This is a genomic window from Kitasatospora sp. NPDC023385 (assembly GCF_055664045.1).
Window position 1 is genome coordinate 55963 of record NZ_JBVOOL010000030.1, and the last position, 17668, is coordinate 73630.

At 74.2% G+C, this 17668-nt stretch carries 15 protein-coding genes and 1 rRNA gene; 4 read left to right on the top strand and 12 right to left on the bottom strand.

Translation table 11 applies throughout. The features are described 5' to 3' along the window. Positions 1-165 precede the first annotated feature (165 nt). Positions 166-1521: a 4-aminobutyrate--2-oxoglutarate transaminase gene (gabT, locus tag AC0B61_RS31470; protein WP_471744995.1), complete on the top strand. Its 1356-nt coding sequence runs from the start codon at positions 166-168 to the stop codon at positions 1519-1521. A gap of 602 nt (positions 1522-2123) precedes the next feature. Further along, on the top strand, positions 2124-2807 hold the full coding sequence (locus tag AC0B61_RS31475; protein WP_471744997.1) for a phosphatase PAP2 family protein: 684 nt from the start codon (positions 2124-2126) through the stop codon (positions 2805-2807). Here AC0B61_RS31475 and AC0B61_RS31480 read toward each other — a convergent pair. Then, a complete protein-coding gene (locus tag AC0B61_RS31480) occupies positions 2780-3112 on the bottom strand; it encodes a DUF2218 domain-containing protein (protein ID WP_471744999.1) in 333 nt (110 codons plus the stop codon). The genes AC0B61_RS31475 and AC0B61_RS31480 overlap by 28 nt on opposite strands. Before the next feature lie 165 nt (positions 3113-3277). Here AC0B61_RS31480 and AC0B61_RS31485 point away from each other — a divergent pair, with 165 nt between their 5' ends. Beyond that, on the top strand, positions 3278-3823 hold the full coding sequence (locus AC0B61_RS31485) for a MarR family winged helix-turn-helix transcriptional regulator (protein WP_471745001.1): 546 nt from the start codon (positions 3278-3280) through the stop codon (positions 3821-3823). Here AC0B61_RS31485 and AC0B61_RS31490 read toward each other — a convergent pair. Continuing rightward, complete coding sequence (locus AC0B61_RS31490) at positions 3714-4655, bottom strand: EamA family transporter (RefSeq protein ID WP_471745021.1); 942 nt, start codon at positions 4653-4655, stop codon at positions 3714-3716. The genes AC0B61_RS31485 and AC0B61_RS31490 overlap by 110 nt on opposite strands. A gap of 139 nt (positions 4656-4794) precedes the next feature. Between AC0B61_RS31490 and AC0B61_RS31495 the strand changes: the two genes are divergently transcribed. Beyond that, the gene (locus AC0B61_RS31495; RefSeq protein WP_471745003.1) at positions 4795-5757 is read left to right on the top strand and encodes a LysR family transcriptional regulator; all 963 of its coding nucleotides are present in this window, start codon (positions 4795-4797) and stop codon (positions 5755-5757) included. Between the two features lie 23 nt (positions 5758-5780). On the opposite strand, the gene AC0B61_RS31500 is transcribed toward AC0B61_RS31495, so the two are convergent. The 10 genes from AC0B61_RS31500 to rrf form a co-directional block, all read right to left on the bottom strand. Next, entirely contained in the window at positions 5781-6542 is a 762-nt protein-coding gene (locus AC0B61_RS31500) for a ZIP family metal transporter (RefSeq protein ID WP_471745005.1), read from the bottom strand. A 255-nt stretch (positions 6543-6797) separates the two neighbouring features. Next, complete coding sequence (locus AC0B61_RS31505) at positions 6798-8492, bottom strand: restriction endonuclease (RefSeq protein WP_471745007.1); 1695 nt, start codon at positions 8490-8492, stop codon at positions 6798-6800. A 114-nt stretch (positions 8493-8606) separates the two neighbouring features. Further along, positions 8607-10427, bottom strand: a complete 1821-nt coding sequence (locus AC0B61_RS31510) for a hypothetical protein (protein ID WP_471745009.1) — start codon at positions 10425-10427, stop codon at positions 8607-8609. A 285-nt stretch (positions 10428-10712) separates the two neighbouring features. Further along, positions 10713-11027 (bottom strand): cupin domain-containing protein, encoded by a 315-nt coding sequence (locus AC0B61_RS31515; RefSeq protein WP_471745011.1) that lies wholly within the window; start codon positions 11025-11027, stop codon positions 10713-10715. Between the two features lie 190 nt (positions 11028-11217). Further along, positions 11218-11874: a YigZ family protein gene (locus AC0B61_RS31520; RefSeq protein WP_471745012.1), complete on the bottom strand. Its 657-nt coding sequence runs from the start codon at positions 11872-11874 to the stop codon at positions 11218-11220. A gap of 207 nt (positions 11875-12081) precedes the next feature. Beyond that, positions 12082-13371, bottom strand: a complete 1290-nt coding sequence (locus tag AC0B61_RS31525; RefSeq protein ID WP_471745014.1) for a DUF6986 family protein — start codon at positions 13369-13371, stop codon at positions 12082-12084. Positions 13372-13481: 110 nt separating this feature from the next. Further along, positions 13482-15131 carry a DUF2637 domain-containing protein gene (locus AC0B61_RS31530; RefSeq protein WP_471745015.1) on the bottom strand — a complete coding sequence of 550 codons (1650 nt, stop codon included), beginning with the start codon at positions 15129-15131 and terminating at the stop codon, positions 13482-13484. A gap of 222 nt (positions 15132-15353) precedes the next feature. After that, positions 15354-16019: a response regulator transcription factor gene (locus AC0B61_RS31535; RefSeq protein ID WP_471745016.1), complete on the bottom strand. Its 666-nt coding sequence runs from the start codon at positions 16017-16019 to the stop codon at positions 15354-15356. Continuing rightward, complete coding sequence (locus AC0B61_RS31540; protein WP_471745017.1) at positions 15971-17380, bottom strand: sensor histidine kinase; 1410 nt, start codon at positions 17378-17380, stop codon at positions 15971-15973. Before AC0B61_RS31540 ends, AC0B61_RS31535 begins: the two co-directional genes overlap by 49 nt. 201 nt (positions 17381-17581) lie before the next feature. After that, positions 17582-17668 (bottom strand): 5S ribosomal RNA (gene rrf, locus AC0B61_RS31545); the annotation flags it as partial.

Below are 17668 nucleotides of genomic sequence, written 5' to 3' on the forward strand. Positions count from 1 at the left end.
CGCCCGTGCTCAGGGTAGTGGAGCGGGGTCTGCGGGTAGTCGTGCCGCCGCCGCTGGCCGTGCCGGACAAGTCGGGCGGCGCACTGCTACCGAGTGGCGCATGCCCGGTCGGGGAGGGCGGCCGTAGCCTGCGAATCACCGAGCCGAGAAGTCTGGAGATACCCCATGAGCGCCGCAACGCCGCTCCCGCAGGAGCGCCGCCTGGTCACCGCGATCCCCGGTCCGAAGTCGCTGGAGCTGCAGGCCCGCAAGCTGGGTGCGGTGGCGGCCGGTGTCGGCACCACCCTGCCGGTGTACGTGTCCCGTGCCAACGGCGGTGTGCTGGAGGACGTGGACGGCAACTCGCTGATCGACTTCGGTTCCGGCATCGCCGTGACGAATGTCGGCAACAGTGCCGAGGCCGTGGTGGCCAGGGCGAGCGAGCAGCTGGCCGCTTTCACCCACACGTGCTTCATGGTGACCCCGTACGAGGGTTACGTGGCGGTCGCCGAGCAGCTGAACGAGCTCACTCCGGGTGACCACGACAAGCGCACCGCGCTGTTCAACTCGGGCGCCGAGGCGGTCGAGAACGCGGTGAAGATCGCCCGCGCGTACACCAAGCGCACCGCCGTCGTGGTGTTCGACCACGGGTACCACGGCCGTACGAACCTGACCATGGGTCTGACGGCGAAGAACATGCCGTACAAGCAGGGCTTCGGCCCGTTCGCCCCGGACATCCACCGGGTGCCGGTGGCCTACCCGTACCGCTGGCTGACGGGTGCGGAGAACTGTGCGGCGGAGGCTGCCGCGCAGGCGATCGACGTCATCACGAAGCAGATCGGCGCGGAGAACGTCGCCGCGATCATCATCGAGCCGATCCAGGGCGAGGGCGGTTTCATCGAGCCGGCCAAGGGCTTCCTGCCGGCGATCGTGGAGTTCGCGAAGGCGAACGGCATCGTGTTCGTCGCGGACGAGATCCAGACCGGCTTCTGCCGAACCGGCCAGTGGTTCGCGTGTGACGACGAAGGTGTCGTGCCGGACCTGATCACGACGGCGAAGGGCATCGCCGGCGGTCTGCCGCTGGCCGCGGTGACCGGTCGCGCCGAGATCATGGACGCCGCGCACGCGGGTGGCCTGGGCGGCACCTACGGTGGCAACCCGGTGGCCTGTGCCGCGGCGCTGGGCGCGATCGAGACCATGAAGGAGCTGGACCTCAACGGCAAGGCGCAGCGGATCGGCGAGGTCATGCTGGGCCGCCTGCGCGCTCTGCAGGAGAAGTTCGCCGACTCCGACCGGGTCCGCATCGGCGAGGTCCGCGGCCGTGGCGCGATGATCGCGGTCGAGCTGGTGAAGCCGGGTGGCAAGGAGCCGAACGCGGAGGCCACCGCGGCGATCGCCAAGGCGTGCCACGCCGAGGGTCTGGTGGTGCTGACCGCCGGTACCTACGGCAACGTGCTGCGCTTCCTGCCGCCGCTGGTCATGCCGGAGCACCTCCTCAACGAGGGCCTGGACATCCTGGAGGGTGCGTTCGCCGCCGTCTGAGCGGTGCCGCCCGTCAGGTGGTGAACCCCGCCGGAGGGTTGTCCGGACAGCGCTGAACGGCCCGTGGGGACCTCTGGTCCGCGCGGGCCGTTCGGTTGTCCGGGGCCGGTCCGACGCCGGTGCGACGTGGCCGTCGGGGGTGGCTGTTGCGGGTGGTCGGCGCGGCCGCCGGACGTGATGGACGGGGCGCCGCGGAGGTCGCTCGCCCAGGGGTGAAGATGATGTGCGGAATCACTGGAAGCACTCGGCGGGGAAGGGCTGTTGACGTAGTGTCATCACAGATGGACAGCGAGCCTCAGCCATTGGCGGAGCCGTCCGCGGAGCCGCCCTCGGGGGCGGGTCCGGGTGGGCCCCGCGAGGACAACCAGGTCTCCCCGCGAGGGGCGGCGCACACCGAAGGCCGATCGACCGACCGTCCGACCCACACCCCCCGGGGCGCGCGGAACGGCGATCATCAGAGCCGCCCCGGAGCTCTCCCCCCTGCTCCGGGGCGGCTGTCCGCTGTCCTGGACCGGACCGTCGCCGACCGAACCGTCGCCGACCGAACCGTCACGGGCCGGGCCGTCGTGGGCCGGGCGACGCGGCCGGTGGCCGTGCCGGTGATGGCTGCGGCGGTACTGCTGGTGGTGTCCTGGCAGGTGGCGGTGGACGGGCCGCTGCTCGGGTCGGACCGGTGGGTCCGCGGGGCCGTCCACACGCTCCGCCGGGAGTTCCCGAGCGCGCCGGCGGATCGCATCGGCCATGTCCTGTCGGATCTGGGCGGCAGTGTTCCGGCCGTCCCGGTGCTGTTGCTGGCCGGTGCGCTGGCCGCCTGGCGGTGGCGCCGGGCCGGGGCGGGGCGCTGGTGGCTGCCGCTGCCGGCGGCGGCGCTGACGGCGGGGCTGATCCCGCTTCTGGTGGTTCCGGCGAAGTCGGCGTTCGCCCGGCCGGGGCCGCTGGGGGAGCCGCTGACTTCGGGGCAGTGGGGCTGGTACCCGTCCGGGCACACCGCGACCGCGGCGATCTCGTACGGGGTCGCGGCTCTGCTGCTGGCCCGGGTGGCGGGGCCTGGCGCCGTCCGGGGGCTGGCGGCGGGCGCGGTGCTGCTGGCGCTCGGGGTGGGTGCCGGGCTGGTGTGGAGCGACTTCCACTGGCTGCTGGACGTGGTGGCGAGCTGGTGCCTGGCCGTGCTGGTGCTGTGGGCACTCGACCGGTGGCTGCCGCGGCCGGGGGCCGGGCGGTGTCAGGCGTCGGGGCAGTGTCAGGCCTCGGGGCGGCGTCAGGCCTCGGGCGCGTCGTTGCGGTGAACCAGGCCGGTCTCGCCGTTGTCGCGCTGCCATTCGATGACGAGTTCGTCGCGGGCGCCGAAGCGGACGAGATGGCGGCCGACGACGTCCTCCAGGCCGGGCAGGTTCTCGCGCTCGCCTTCGACGGTGAGCAGCAGCGCGTCGGGCTGGGCGTGCAGGGTGGCGGTGCCGGCGCCGAAGACCAGGGTGCCGCGGCCGGTCTCCTCGGAGTAGGCGGTCTCGATCTTGCGCGCCATGTGGGCGGCGAGCTGCTTGGCGTAGCGGCCGGAGCGGTCGGTGGCGACGCGTGCGGTGGACGTGGGCATGGGCCCTCCTGGGTCGGGAGGGAACTTAGGGTTCCCTCACTGGCCCCTACGCTAACTCAGATACTGAGCTAAGCTCAACATATTTTTCGGAGCCTCTTCGGCTGACGACCGAGCGCTCCGGACCGCTCGCTACGCTTGGCCGGACACCAGCCGAGGAGACCGCCGATGACCACCACGCCGACCGACGATCCGGCGGATCCGTCCCCCGGCCCTCGGCCCGACGCCCCCGGCAGCGCCGCCGAACTCGCCGACGCGATGACCAGGGCGATCAAGCGGATCCGCCGGCAGACCGGCTGGCGGCTGGAGCCGTACGGCATCACGCCCGGCCAGGCCCGGGCGCTGCGCACGCTCGCCCACGTGCCCGGCTGCGAGACGCCGGACCGGGCGATGCGGCTGAGCGACCTCGCCGACAAGCTGCACATCGCCCCCCGCTCCGCCACCACCGTGGTCGACGCGCTGGAGGAGGCCGGGCTGGTCGAGCGCAGCCCCGACCCGGCCGACCGGCGGGCGGTGCGGATCCTGCTGACCGAGGCCGGCCGCGCGGCGGTGGAACGGATCGGGCAGGTGCGGGACGAGGTGGCGCAGGAGTACTTCGGCGAGGTCAGTCCCGACGACGAGGAGGTGCTGCTGCGAGTACTGCGCTCCGCCGAGGCCCGCTTCCTCGCAGCCGGGCCGCCACGGCGGACGGCGCCCCCGGACGCAGCGCGGTGATCCCGATCCCGGCGATCACCAGCAGCGCGGCCGCCGCGGCCGCCGCGCTGACGCGCTCGCCGAGCAGCAGCCAGGCCGAGGACATCCCGAACACCGGCACCAGCAGCGAGTAGGGCGCCACGGCGGTGGCGTCGTAGGTGCGCAGCAGGAAGCTCCAGGCGACGAACCCCAGCAGGGTGGAGACCAGCCCGACGTACGCGATAGCGCCGAGCCCGGCGGGGGTGATGCCGCGCAGCGCGCGCAGGTCCGCCCCCGGGCCCTCGACCAGCAGGGACAGGCCGAGCAGCGGCAGCGGCGGGACGGCGCTGACCCAGACCATCCAGCGCAGTGCGTCCGGCGGCGCGGCCCTGCGGGTCAGCACGTTGGCCAGGCCCCAGGCGACGGCGGCCAGGACGACCAGGGCGAAGGCCCCGAGCGGGCCGCCGGCGCCCCCGTCGTACGCGCTCAGCGCGATGCCCGCGAAAGCGGTCGCCAGGCCCAGGAACCGCTGTCCGCCGGGGCGTTCGCGCAGCAGCACGGCGGCGAACAGGGCGGTGAAGCCGGCCTGCCCCTGGAGCACCAGGGAGGCGAGGCCGGTCGGCATCCCGGCATGCATGCCGAGGAACAGCAGCCCGAACTTGACCACCCCGAGGACCACGCCGACCGCGAACACCCAGCGCCAGGCCACCTTGGGCGGCCCGATGAAGAAGACCGCCGGCACGACGACGACGGCGAACCGCAGGGCGCAGAAGAGCAGCGGCGGGAAGTTCTCCAGGCCGACGTGGATGAGGACGAAGTTGAGGCCCCAAACGGCGGCCACCAGGATGGCCAGCGCGATGTGGGGCGGGCTCATGCTGCTCCTGCCGCCCGTGCTGCGCATGGTGCTGCTGCCGCTGGGCGCGGCGGTTGTCGCGGTCATGGGGCGAGCATGGTGGCGCGGAACCGTGTAGCACCAGCGATGAATACTGAACATGACGCTTTAGGATCGCTGCATGATGGATCTCGGGCGCCTGCGGGCGCTGCACGCCGTGGCGGTACACGGCTCGATCGGCGGGGCGGCGGCCGCGCTCGGATTCACGCCCTCGGCGGTCTCGCAGCAGATCGCCAAGCTGGAGCGGGAGACCCGGACGGTGCTGCTGGAACGGCAGGGACGGGGCGTGGTGCTGACCGACGCGGCCCGCGAACTGGCCGCCACCGCACAGACCGTGCTCGGACTGGTGGAGCAGGCCGAAGTGCGGCTGGAGGAACAGCGCGGCCGGGCGGTCGGACGGCTGCTGGTCGCCGCCTTCGCCTCCGGCGCGCGCGGGCTGATGCCCGGAGTACTGGCCGACCTGCGGCAGCGCTGCCCGGAACTGGACGTGCGGCTGCTGGAACGCGATCCGTACCCGGCGGCCGAACTGGTGGCCCGCGGCGAGGTGGACCTGGCGCTGGTGCAGGACTGGCCGACCGTGCCGCTGCCCGTACAGGAGGGAGTTGCCCGGCTGGACCTCGGGACGGACCCGGTGGACCTGCTGCTGCCCGCCGGCGACGAACTGGCCGCGCTCGACCCCGTGCCCGTGGAGCGGCTGTGCGGGCAGCGCTGGATCAGCGTGCCGCCGGGCAACATCTGCCACGACTGGCTGGTCCGCACCCTGCGCGAGGCCGGTGAGGAGCCGGACGTGCGCTACCAGGTCGGTGAGTTCGAGACGCAGATCGCGCTGGTCGCCGCCGGTCTGGGGATGGGCCTGGTGCCGAAGCTCGGGCGGGGGCCGCTGCCGCCCGGGGTGGCCTCCCGCCGGGTGACGCCGGAGCCCGGCCGGCGGGTCTTCGCGCTCTGGCGTTCCCAGGCCTCCCGGCGGCCGGCCATCACCGAGGCGCTGGCCTCGATGCGGGAGTGCTGGGCGCTCCTGCAGGCGCCGGGGCGCGCGGACGTGGGGCGTGCGGACGCGGGGCGTGCGGACGCGGGGCGGCCCTGACTGGCAGTCCCGATCTGGCGACTTCAGGCGAAGCCGATCACCAGCCACATGAAGCCGACCCCGGCGACGGTGCACAGCAGGGTGCTGCGCGAGGGGTGCGGGCTGTGGGCCTCGGGCAGGATGTCGGAGGTCGCCAGGTAGAGCAGGAAGCCGGAGAAGAACCCCAGGTAGAGGCCGAGCAGGTGCTCCGGGATGGTGAACGCGAGGGTGATCGCGGCGCCGGACACCGGGGCCACCGCGTCCGCCGCGAGCAGGGCCAGTGCCCGCCGCCGGTTGTTCCCGTACAGCCGGGTGATCGTGTACGTGTTGAAGCCGTCGGCGAAGTCGTGCGCGACCACGGCGATGGCCACCACGGTGCCGACCGTGCTGCCGGCCTGGAAGGCGGCGCCGATCGCGAAGCCGTCCATCACGCTGTGCCCGACCAGGGCCATAGCGGCGGTCAGCCCCACGCCCTGGTGCCCGCCGGTGTGGGCGTGCCCGTGGTGGTGGCCGTGGGTGTGCTCGGCGTACTCGCCCTCGTGGCCGCGGTGGATGGCGACCGCGCGCTCGACCACGTGGATGGCGAGGAAGCCGGCCGCGAACATCAGCAGTGCCTGCGGCACGCCGTGCACCTCGCCGGGCGCCTGGTGGATCGCCTCGGGCAGCAGGTCGAAGGCGACCACGCCGAGCATCAGTCCGGCGGCGAAGCCGAGCACCAGGTGGCGCCGGTCGCCGGTGCGCTGGGCGACGAAGCCGCCGATCAGCGTCATCAGGAACGCCCCGGCGGCGACCAGGACGGCGGTCATCGGACCGCCTCCGCCGTGGGTGCGGCCGGATGGCCGGTGCCGCCGTGTGGTCTGCCGAGCGCTCTGCCCATTCCTCTCCCCCCGGGATCCGCCCGTGGCCGGGCCGACCGCCGACCGTACCGGACGGCCGTTCGACGGTCGTCGCCCGGGGTGCCGGGCGCGGCCGGGGCCCGTTCCCCAGCGTCGGTCCGGGCCCGGCGGGACGCCCGCCGGATGGGCCGTCGGGGGGATCTCCCAGGTGGGAGCGCTCGGCGGTCAGCGGACGGCGGCCAGCGGCAGGCCGAGGTGGGTGCGGGCGAGTTCGCGGACGCCCTCGCCGTCGACCAGGTGGATGTGCCGGTGGTCCTGCTCGCCGGTGAGGTCCAGAGCCTCGTCGGTGAAGTGACCGGTGGTCAGCCGCAGGCCGCGCTCCGCTGACTCCTCGCTGACCGCCTCGGCCAGCGTGGCGATCTGCTCGGCGGTGACCGGCGTGGCGCCCCGGGAGGCCCACACCACCCAGCGGCCCGGCAGCGCGCTGCCCGGGGCTCCCTCGCCGGTGGCGACCAGCCCGTCCGGGCCGCGTAGCCGTACGCTCCACTCGGCGAGCCCGCCCCGGGTGAGCAGGTCGCGCACCAACTGGGCGAACTCGTTGGCGGACAGGTCGAGGGCGGCCGGAACGGCGGCCCCGGCCCGGGCGGCCGGCTCGACGGCCACCCGCTCGTACGGGTCCGGGGTGACGGCGGCGCCGAGGTGGCGCAGCCGGACCAGGGCCTCGTCCTGCTCGGCGTCGGCGTAGACGCCCTCGTCGTCGCGCTCCTCGTACGGCGGCTCCGGCGGCAGCAGCCGGGTGCGGGCCAGCGCGTCGCGGTCGGCGTCCACGCTGAGCAGGCAGAGCGGCTCGGCCGTACCGGGCTCGCGCAGCCAGCCGTTGAGGACGACGCCCGCGAGTATCTCGTCGGTGTCGACGGCGTCGGCGGCCTGCAGGGCGCGCAGCGCGACCCGGGCGACCAGCCGCAGGTAGTCGGTGGCCCGGTCGGCCGGCGGGCGCGGCACCGGGACGATGTCGCCGTCCGGGGCGAGCCGGTAGCCGGAGAGCGAGGGCACCAGGTCGAGCGGCGGCAGGTCGAGGTCCAGCACGGCGGTGCGGGTGAGTGGGCGGAAGACGGCCCGGCAGGAGGCGGCCAGGTCCTGGGTGGCGGTCTCGGCAGCGGCCAGCGCCCGCTCCAGCAGCGACTCCACGGCGGCCGGCTCGGCCAGCCGGTAGGCCCGTCGGCACTCCTCCAGGCTGTCGTTGTACTCGCGCACGGCGCGGGCCCGGGCTTCCTCGGCCGCTTCGTGGGCGCGCCGGGACTCGTCGACGGCCAGTCTGCCGACCGCGGCCCGGCGGGTGCGCCACTCGCGCAGGGCGCGCTGGTGGGCGAGCCGGGCCTGGGCGAGTTCGCGCTGGTAGCCGGAGTCGAGCAGCCGGCGGGTCGGGCCGCTGTCGGGGTCGGCCGAGGCCCGCGCGGCGGGCGCGAAGTCATCCCAGCGGGGTTCGTGCCCCTCGGCGGCGCCCGGACCGTCGGCCGGGTAGGGGCGGGGCTCGTAGTGGCGCAGCTGGCTCTCGAAGTCCATGGCCGAAACGGGCAGGGCGGCCCGCCGCAGCAGGTCGGCCAGCCGGTCGTGCTCGGCCCGGACCGTGACGGTGCGGTGGTGGGTCAGGGCGGCGGCCCGGGCGTGCGCCGCGAGGGTCTCGTCCGGGCCGGCGGAACCGGACTCGGAATCGGCGGAGCCCTGGCTCACGGAGTCGGCGGAGTGCGGGACGGACGGCCCGTCACCGACCGCGCCCGTGCTGGGGCGGCCGGTGACGGCGCCGTCCGACTCCGCTGCCCCGTCGGCGCCGAGGTCGCGGAATACCGAGGCGAGGAAGCCCGGCTGGGGGAACCGGACAGTGGCGGTGCCGTCGGACTGGCCGTCTGCTGAGTGCTGCATCGGTCGTCGTTCCCCCATGCTCGTCCGGCGCCTGCCAGGGGCGGTCGGCGACCATGCGGACCCGCCCCTGCCCGACATTGTCCCCCGAACGGGCGCAGCGGTCAGCCAAGCCGGTCAGTTGGTACGGGTGTTGGTCAGGTGGAGGCCGATGTACCCGACGTAGATCCGGCCGCTGCCGGAGCAGTCGTCCAGGTAGTGCAACCGGGGCGCGGTCCGGCCGCCGCCGATCCGCAGGTGTGCGCCCATGAACGCGCGTCGGGAGGCGTCCACGCATTCCGGCACCGGCAGCATCCGTTCGCGCTTCCACTTGGTGTGGCTGAAGACCGTCCTGGACTCCCCGCGCACGGCCTTGCGGGGCGGGAAGCGGTGGCAGCCCTCGGGTGTGCGCTCGCACCACTGCTTGAAGTCCCCGCCGGCCGCGCCGCGCACGGCCGCCTCCGCGTACTCCTGGAGGGCGGTCAGGCCGTCCCAGGCGAGCCGGGCCCAGCCGGCGCCGGTGCGCTGCAACTCGTCCAGGGCGAACGCGCTCTTCTGGTCCCCGGTGAAGGTCAGCAGGGGGAACTCGCCCAGCCTGGCCATGAGTTCGGTGAACGTCTCAGGCGTGCCCCGACGACCGGAGGACGGGGCCGCGAGGTGCTGCCCGGCGGCCGGGCCGCCGCCCGACGTGACGCAGTGACGGCCCGTCAGGGTGCGGGCTCCGGAGTGGAGGCGGCCCTCCCGGACCTGGCCCCGCTCGCGACGCTCCAGGCGCAGGACGCGCCGGACCTGCTCCAGCTCGTCGGCCCTGGCCTGCTGCTCGGCGCGGTCCTGCTGCTCCTCGTGGACGAGCGCGGCCAGTTCGGCCAGCTCGGCCAGTTCGGCGCGGCCGGCGGCCTGGTCCGCTCCCGGCGTCGCGGGGGCCGGGTCGACAGCGGGCTCGGCGGCCCGGCGGAGCCGCGACGGCGGGACGCGCAGCACCGGGACGGCCGCCAGCGGCGGCGGCAGCGGCTGGTCGGCGGCGAGGCGGCGAGGCTCGCGGGCGAGCAGCCCGGCGGCGCGGCGCAGGTCCTCCTCTATTCGGCCCCGGGCGAGCACCGGATGCCGGGCGCCGTCCTGCCGGGAGGCCGGGTCGACCTCGGGCAGGTAGGTGCGCACCGCGCCGCCGTAGACGGTGTGGAACTCCAGCGCGACGTTGAACCCCGTCCGGGCGCCGGGATCCAGCACGTAGGCGGTGGCGAGGCCGGGCAGCTGGTGGCAGAGCGGGCCGACCACGCCCTCGGCCCAGTCGTCGACCGGGAGGTTCACCGGGACGCTGGCGACCACGATGGGCAGCCGGCGCTCCGGATCGCACAGCTCGTCGATCAGGGCGTCCACCCCGTCGGCCGTGACCACCCGGGGCGCGAGCTGGACGTCGGCCGGGCCGTCGGTGGCGTCGAGCAGCGGCAGGAGCGCGCGGGCGAGCTCGGGCACCGGCACCCGGCAGGGAGTGCGCACGCCGCTGCCCGTGCTGTGCGTCTCGGACTCCAGCCGGACCCAGGTGGGCCCGCCGACCGCGGTGGCCACCGTGAGGGTCAGTTGCCGGGTGCCGTGCGGGGCCGGGGTCCGCAGCCTGCGGCGGTCGTAGCGGCCGGCACTCGGAGCGCCGCGCAGCGGGCCGTGGTCGCGGTCGAGCAGGACACGGTCGCCCAGGCGGAGCCGCTCGGCGAAGCCCGGAACCGCCGGAGCCTGAGCAGTGGGGTTCGGAGCGCCGGGCGGGGGTTCCTCGTAGCCCTCCTGTTTCAGCCAGGAGGCGAGCTGTTCGTCCGCCAGGGCGACGGCCTCGGCGTGTGGGAGGGCGGTGGTGACGGTCATCCGGTAGGGCGTCGCGGGACCGTGGGGGCCGGGCAGTTCGGCGCCGGTGTGCGAGCGGGAGCGGTGCGAGGTCGGGCGATTCGAGGTCGAACGGTCTGAGGCCATGCGCATACCTCCGTCGTGCGGGGTGGGGTCCTGTGTCCTCCATCGATGGGTTTCGTCCGGTTCCGCCGGATCCTTGCCCAGGAAACGCCACAGCCGGGAGCGGAAGTTCCAACTCGGGCCCACGACACTACGTTCGGGTGAATCTCCTCAAGCCGTCGTCCGCGCGGCGCGGGGTCTGGGCTAGGGAAAGCAGCCCGCCTCGGGCTGTCACGGACGGCCCGGACGACCGCGTACGGGCCTCCTCGGGCGGGCCGGTGGGAGCCCGGCAGGCCTGCTCAGGCCGGCTCAGGCCCGGTCGGGGCCGGTGGCGCTACGGCTCCAGGCGGGCTCCGCGACCGGCACGGCCAGCGGACAGCCCGCCGGGGCGGCGTAGTCGGCGATCAGTACCACGGGTTCGGTGCCGAGGTTGCGGCCGACGTGGACGTGCACCGGCCCCGCCTCCTCGACCAGGGAGTCCCCCGCCCGGCTGGTTTCGACCCGGCCGTCGTGCAGGGTCCGGGTCAGCGTCCCGGAGAGCACCACGACGTCGACCCGCCCAGGGTGGTAGTGCCAGCCGGTGCTGGCCCCCGGCGGCAGGGTGATGGTCTGGACGACGGGCATCGCGGCGGCTTCCTGGGGGGCGACCTGGGGCCGCCGGACGGCTCCCGCGGCGGACGGTCCCGGCGGGCGGCCGGTTCAGGCTAGGCAGGCCCCTCGGGGCGCCGGAACGGGCCGGTGGCGATGTGGCTTGATGTCTGTCCGAAACCCGGCGCGCCGACGGACCCGGGTCGGCGCCCACCGGTCCGGTCGCTCAGACCGGGACCTCGACGTAGGTGCGGCCGGCCGGGACCGCCACCGCGGTACCGCCGGTCGCCTCGGCCAGCCAGGTGTGGAACTCCGCCACCTCGGGCTCCGGCACGCCCACCTCGATCCGCACCCCGGCGGCCTCGTAGGCCAGGTCGCTCACCACGTACCCGGCCGCCCGCAGGTCGTTCTCCACCCGACCGGCCCGGACGTGGCCCACCGTCACCGCGAGCAGGGCGACCGGCCGCCGCTCCAGCACGCCGATGCCGTCCAGCGCCTCCGAGACCGCGCTTCCGTACGCCCGCACCAGGCCGCCCGCGCCGAGTTTGATCCCGCCGAAGTAGCGGGTGACCACGGCGACGGTGTCGGTGAGGCCGCGCCGGCGCAGCACCTCCAGCATCGGCACCCCGGCTGTGCCGCCGGGCTCGCCGTCGTCGCTGGAGCGCTCGCGGCGCTGCTCGTCGCCGACCACGAAGGCGGTGCAGTTGTGCCGGGCGTCCCAGTACTGCTTGCGGATGCCGGCGATGAAGGCCTGCGCCTCCTCCTCGTCGGCGACCCGGGCGAGGTGGCAGATGAACCGGGACTTCTTGATCTCGATCTCGTGGCTGCCGGCCTGCCGGATGGTGAGGTACGGCCTGGCGCTGGGCTCCGGGGTGGCGGACATGGCGCGGTGGTTCTCCCGGTGACGGCGAAGGCTGGCGGCGCGCACCCCGGGTCACCGGGGCGGCACCGCCAGCCTAGTTGGCGCGCGGTCGACGGATCCGCGGCCCGGTGCGGCGGCCGGACCGCGGTGGCCGTGCGGCACGGAGCGGCCGTGCGGCCCGGACGGCGCTGTCACCCGGGCAGCCGTGCGGCCCGGCCGGTGGCGGTGTCAGCGGCCGGCCAGGGTGTTCAGCCGCTCGCGGTCCAGGCCGGTCAGCGCGGTGACCTCGGCGAGGTCGACGGCGCCGCAGTCCAGGCCGCGCAGCAGGTAGCCGCTGAGCGCCCGGGCGGTGGCCGGCTCGTCCATCACGTCGCCGCCCGCCTTGGCGACGTAGGCGGTCAGGCGGGCGGCGGCGGCCGCCAGGCCCTCGCGGTAGAAGGAGTACACCGCGGCGTAGCGGGTCGGCAGATGCGCTGGGTGCATGTCCCAGCCCTGGTAGTAGGCGCGGGCCAGGGAGCGTCGGACCAGGTCGTGGTGGAGCTTCCAGGCGGCGTGCACCTGCTCGGTGGAACCGGTCGGGATGACGTTGGTCGACCCGTCGGAGAGCCGGACCCCGGTGCCGGCGGCGGCCACCTGCATGACCGCCTTGGCGTGGTCGGCGGCCGGGTGGTCCATGCTCTGGTAGGCCGCACCGACGCCGCAGGCCGCGCTGTAGTCGAAGGTGCCGTAGTGCAGGCCGGTGGCGCGGCCCTCGGCGGCCTCGATCATCCGGGCCACGGTGGCCCGCCCGTCCGGGCCGAGGATGGCCTGGGTGGTCTCGATCTGGATCTCGAAGCCGATCCGGCCGGCGGGCAGGCCGGCCCGGCGCTCGAAGTCCTCCAGCAGCCTGACCAGCGCGGTGACCTGCTCGGCGTACGTCACCTTGGGCAGGGTCAGGACGAGGCCCTCCGGCAGGCCGCCGCCGGCCAGCAGGGTGGCGAGGAAGAGCTCCAGGGTGCGGATGCCGCGGGCGCGGACCGGCGCCTCCATGCACTTGATCCGGATGCCGATGTACGGCGGGGCGGCGCCCTCGGTCACCGCGGCGGTGACCAGCTCGGCGGCCCGGACGGCGGCGGCGTCCTCCTCGGCGTCGGGGCGGGGCCCGTAGCCGTCCTCGAAGTCGATCCGCAGGTCCTCGATCGGCTCGCGCTCCAGCTTGGCGCGGACCCGGGCGTGCACGTCGGCCAGCAGTTCGTCGTCGGCGACGCCGAGGGCGCGGGCCAGCTCGGCCGGTGTGCCGGCGTGGGTGTCGAAGGCCGCCAGGGCCTGGCGGCCCCATTCCTGGACGGTGTCGGCGGAGAAGGCGTCGGCCGGGACGTAGACGGTGTGCACCGGCTGCCTGGTCCCGGAGTCGCCCGGGTAGCGGCGCGCCAGGTCGGCGTCGACCGGGGCGAGCAGCGCCTCCACCGCGGCGCGGGCGGCGGTGGAGAAGGAGACCCCGTCCGTCGGCCCGTTTCCGTCGACCTCGACCTGCGACATCCGCACTCCTCCACGCCGAACCAACACTTCAACAATTTGTTGAGGCGAAGGTAGCTCCGGCCGGGTCGGCCGTCAATGGCCGACCGGCCACCGGACGGCGGCCGCCCCGATCAGTCCCTTCCGGCGGCAACGTAGCGGTCGCGCAGCTCCGGGAACAGCTCGGCGACCTCCTTCGGGTGCACCGAGCCGTCGGGGCCCTTGCCGGTGGCGCCGTACTCCTTGGTCAGCCAGTCGGCGAGGCGCGGCGGGTCGGGCTGGTGGCCGTGCATGTCCATGTACGAGACGAGCGCCTCGTAGGCGAGATCCGGGTCGATGCGCGAAGGCGCCGGAAGGGACTCGGACGGATCGGCTTGGACCGGCTCCTCGGCCGTGACCGGCGCCCCAGCCTGGCCCGGCTGCGCCGGCTGCTCCGACTGGCGGGCCTGCGGGTGCTGCTGGGGGCCGGCGGGCTGCTGGGTCTGCGGCCCGGGCGAAGCCTCGGGGACGGGGGCGGCAGCGGCCTCCTCGACCAGCGGGCGCGGCGGCTTGAACCAGGGCGAGGCCTGGCCCGGTACGCGCCCGCCCGGGGCGGCGTCGGACGGGTGACCGGTGGTGCGGACGGGGCGCTCGGTCCAGACGTTCACCTCTTCGCGGCGCGACTGCGGGGCCACGACCGCCGCCGCCTCCGGCTCCTGCGCGGCGCGCAGCCGGACGGCGGCCAGTTTCGCCAGCATGGGCGCGGCCACCTCGGCGGGCAGCGGCGCCACGGCCGCCGGTGCGGCCGGTGCGGCCGGTGCGGCCGGTGCGGCCGGTGCGGCCGGTGCGGCCGGTGCCGGGGCGGGGTCAGCGGCCGAGCCCGGCCCCATCGCCTGGGCGGCAGCCTGGACCGGTCCGGGCTGAGACTGCCGCTGCGGCTGCTGTGCCGGGGGTACGTGCTGGGGATGCGCGAGCTGCTGCGGCTGACCGGCCGGGGCGCCCGCGACCGGGGCGATCACAGCCGTGCGGCCGGCCGGGACTCCGAGTTCCCGCGCGTCCTGCTGCTCCGCCGGCGCCTCGGCGACGGCAGGAGTGCCGGTCCGGCCAGTCCCGGCGGTCCCGGCGGTCCCGGCGTCCAGCCGGTCGAGCAGGGACGGGTCCAGCGGGACGCCGAACTTGGCGAGCTTGAGCGGCAGCAGCGCCTGGATCGGCGCCGAGCGGCGCCAGCCCCGGCCGTAGCGGAAGCGCAGTTGGGCCCGGTAGACCAGGCGGTTCTGCTCCAGCCGGATGACCTCCTCGTAGGAGCGGAGCTCCCAGAGCTTCATCCGCCGCCAGAGCCGGAAGGTCGGCACCGGGGAGAGGAGCCAGCGCATCACCCGGACCGACTCCATGTGGCGGTCGGCCGTGATCGCCGCGATCCGGCCGACCGCGTGCCGCGAGGCCTCGACCACGACCACGAACAGCACCGGGATGACGGCGTGCATGCCCATGCCGAGCGGGTCGCCCCAGGAGGCTGCCGCGTTGAAGGCGATGGTGGCGACGGTCAGCAGCCAGGCGGTCTGACGCAGCATAGGGAAGGGGATCCGCAGCCAGGTCAGCACCAGGTCGAGCGCGAGGAGGACGACGATGCCCGCGTCGACGCCGATCGGAAAGGCGTAGGAGAAAGCGCCGAAACCTTTCTGCTCGGCCAGCTCACGCACCGCGTTGTACGAACCCGCGAAACCGATGCCCGAGATGATGCAGGCGCCGGCCGCGACCAGGCCGAGCAGGCCACGATGGGCCTTGGTGAGCGTTGGGCGTGCCATTACGTCTATCAACCCCTGGATGTCGGCTGCGGCCGTACGCTGCCTCGACTGCCTGGTCCCGCTGGTCGGGCCGCCGGACGGCTGAGCAACCTCCGGGCTCGGCCCACCGGAGTTTACTCGTACACCTGTTTAAGCGTTCTCGCAGCCTGGGGTGTCACGGTCCGGGGCAGAAACGGCGGCCCCCGGATCGGCGCGAGCCGCCCCTACGACCCGACCGGGCCGTCAGCGACTCGGTCCCGCCGTGCCGTTGAGGTAGGTCAGCACGGCCAGCACTCGGCGGTTGGCGTCCTCGTCGGGGGCGAGTTCCAGCTTGGTGAAGATGTTGGCGATGTGCTTGGCCACCGCGCCGTCGCTCACCGACAGGCGGGCGGCGATCGCCGAGTTGGAACAGCCCTCGGCCATCAGCTCCAGCACCTCGCGCTCGCGCGGGGAGAGCCGCAGCAGCGGACCCGGCCGGCGCGCGGTGGTCTGCATCAGCTTGGCGATCACGTCCGGGTCCATCGCTGTCCCGCCCGCCGCCACCCGGCGGACCGCGTCGATGAACTGCCCGGCGTTGAACACCCGGTCCTTCAACAGGTAGCCGATCCCGCCCGTGCCGTCGGCCAGCAACTCCCGTGCGTACAGCTGCTGGACGTGCTGCGACAGCACCAGCACCGGAAGCCCCCGGATCTCCCGGCGCGCCTTGAGCGCGGCCTGCAGCCCCTCATCGGTGAGCGTCGGGGGCAGCCGGACGTCGACCACCGCCACGTCCGGGCGGTGGGTCAGCAGCGCGTCCAACAGCTCGGGCCCGGTCTCCACCGCCGCGGCGATGGTGAAGCCGTGCGCTTCCAACAGCCTGATCAGGCCTTCGCGAAGGAGGTAGAGGTCCTCGGCGAGGACAACTCGCACGGCAACTCCAAGGTGATGGTGGTGGGACCGCCCGACGTGCTGTCGATGGCGAGGACACCGTCGAAGGTACCCAATCGCCGCTCGACTCCGCGCAGCCCGGTGCCCCGCGAGGGATCCGCCACCCCGACTCCGTCATCCGTCACCGTGACCCGCAGGAAGCCGGCACGGTACAGGATGTCCACCCATACCTGCTCCGCCCCCGAGTGCTTGGCCGCATTGGCCAGCAGCTCGCAGATGCTGAAGTACACGGCGGCCTCCACCGGAGCCGGGGGCCGATCCGGCAGGCTGACGAACACCTCGGTCGGCAGCGCGCTGTCCAGCGCCAGCGCCCGGACGGCATCGCCCAGTCCGCGTTCGGCGAGCACGGGCGGGTGGATCCCGCGGACCAGGTCCCGCAGCTCCTGCAGCGCCCGGGCCGAGGACTGCCGGGCCTCCGCCAGCAGCTCCCGGGCCGCCGTCTGGTCGGTGTCCATCAGGTGCTCGATGGTGCCCAGCGTCATCCCGATCGCGACCAGCCGCGCCTGCGCGCCGTCGTGCAGATCCCGCTCGATCCGCCGCAGCTCGGCCGCCTGGTTGCCCACCGCGTCCGCCCGCGTCTCCGTCAACTCGGCGACCCGTCTGGTCAGCTGGGCATTCGTCGACCGCCCGTCCTGGTCGAGCACCCGGCGGGCGACCTCCGCGTAGGCGCGCACCGCGAACGGCGTCCCGAGTATCCCGACGACGACCATGGCGCCGCCGAGCGCCATGCCCAGCAGGTGCGAGGTCACCTCGCCGTTCAGCGGACCGGCCCCATCGGCGGCCACCGGACCCGTCACGATGAACGCGACGCCCAGCACGAACAGCGCGACCACCGGGCCCACCAGGGCCAGCACCAGGAACGGGTTCACGACCAGCCAGGCCATCTCGGCCCGGGTGGTCCGGTCCCGCAGGCCCCAGTGGACCACCTGCGCGTACTTCGCCACCGTCCGCGAGCGGTGGTAGGAGTACCCCGTCCACCAGTGTCCGCGGTCGTCCAACTCCAGCTCCGGCCGCGCCTCGTAGATCGCCGGCAGCCGCACCCCGAACCAGCGCGCCAGCTGCCCGCGCGTACGGTTCGCCGTGCTGCGGACGTGGAACGCCCCCACCACTACGAGGACGATCGCCGCCGTCACGACCCCGGCGAAGGCCGGCGGGACGTAGTCCTCCAGGATCTGGGTCGAGATCACCCCCGACAGGATGGCCGCCGCCACCGGAAGCACGAACCCCGGCACCGCCGACACCACCAGGACGACCAACCGCGCCAGCCCCTCACCGCCGGCCTCGAAGGCCGCCTGGGTCTGAGCACGCACGGACGTGCCGCTCGTACGACTCACTGTTGTCACGCGAAGCTCCTGATGCCGGTACCGATCGTCCACCATCAGTGTTCACGAACCCTCCACTCCCCACACTGGTCATGACACCCCAATTCCGAGGTGGACCTAGGACTACCTGGCGGTGGTTGCAGCAACACTGACCCACTGAGAAGATCCGAAAATGCGAAAAACCCCCATCCGGATCCCGGATGGGGGTTCTTCTGAAGAATTGTTCGGCGGCGTCCTACTCTCCCACAGGGTCCCCCCTGCAGTACCATCGGCGCTTTGAGGCTTAGCTTCCGGGTTCGGAATGTAACC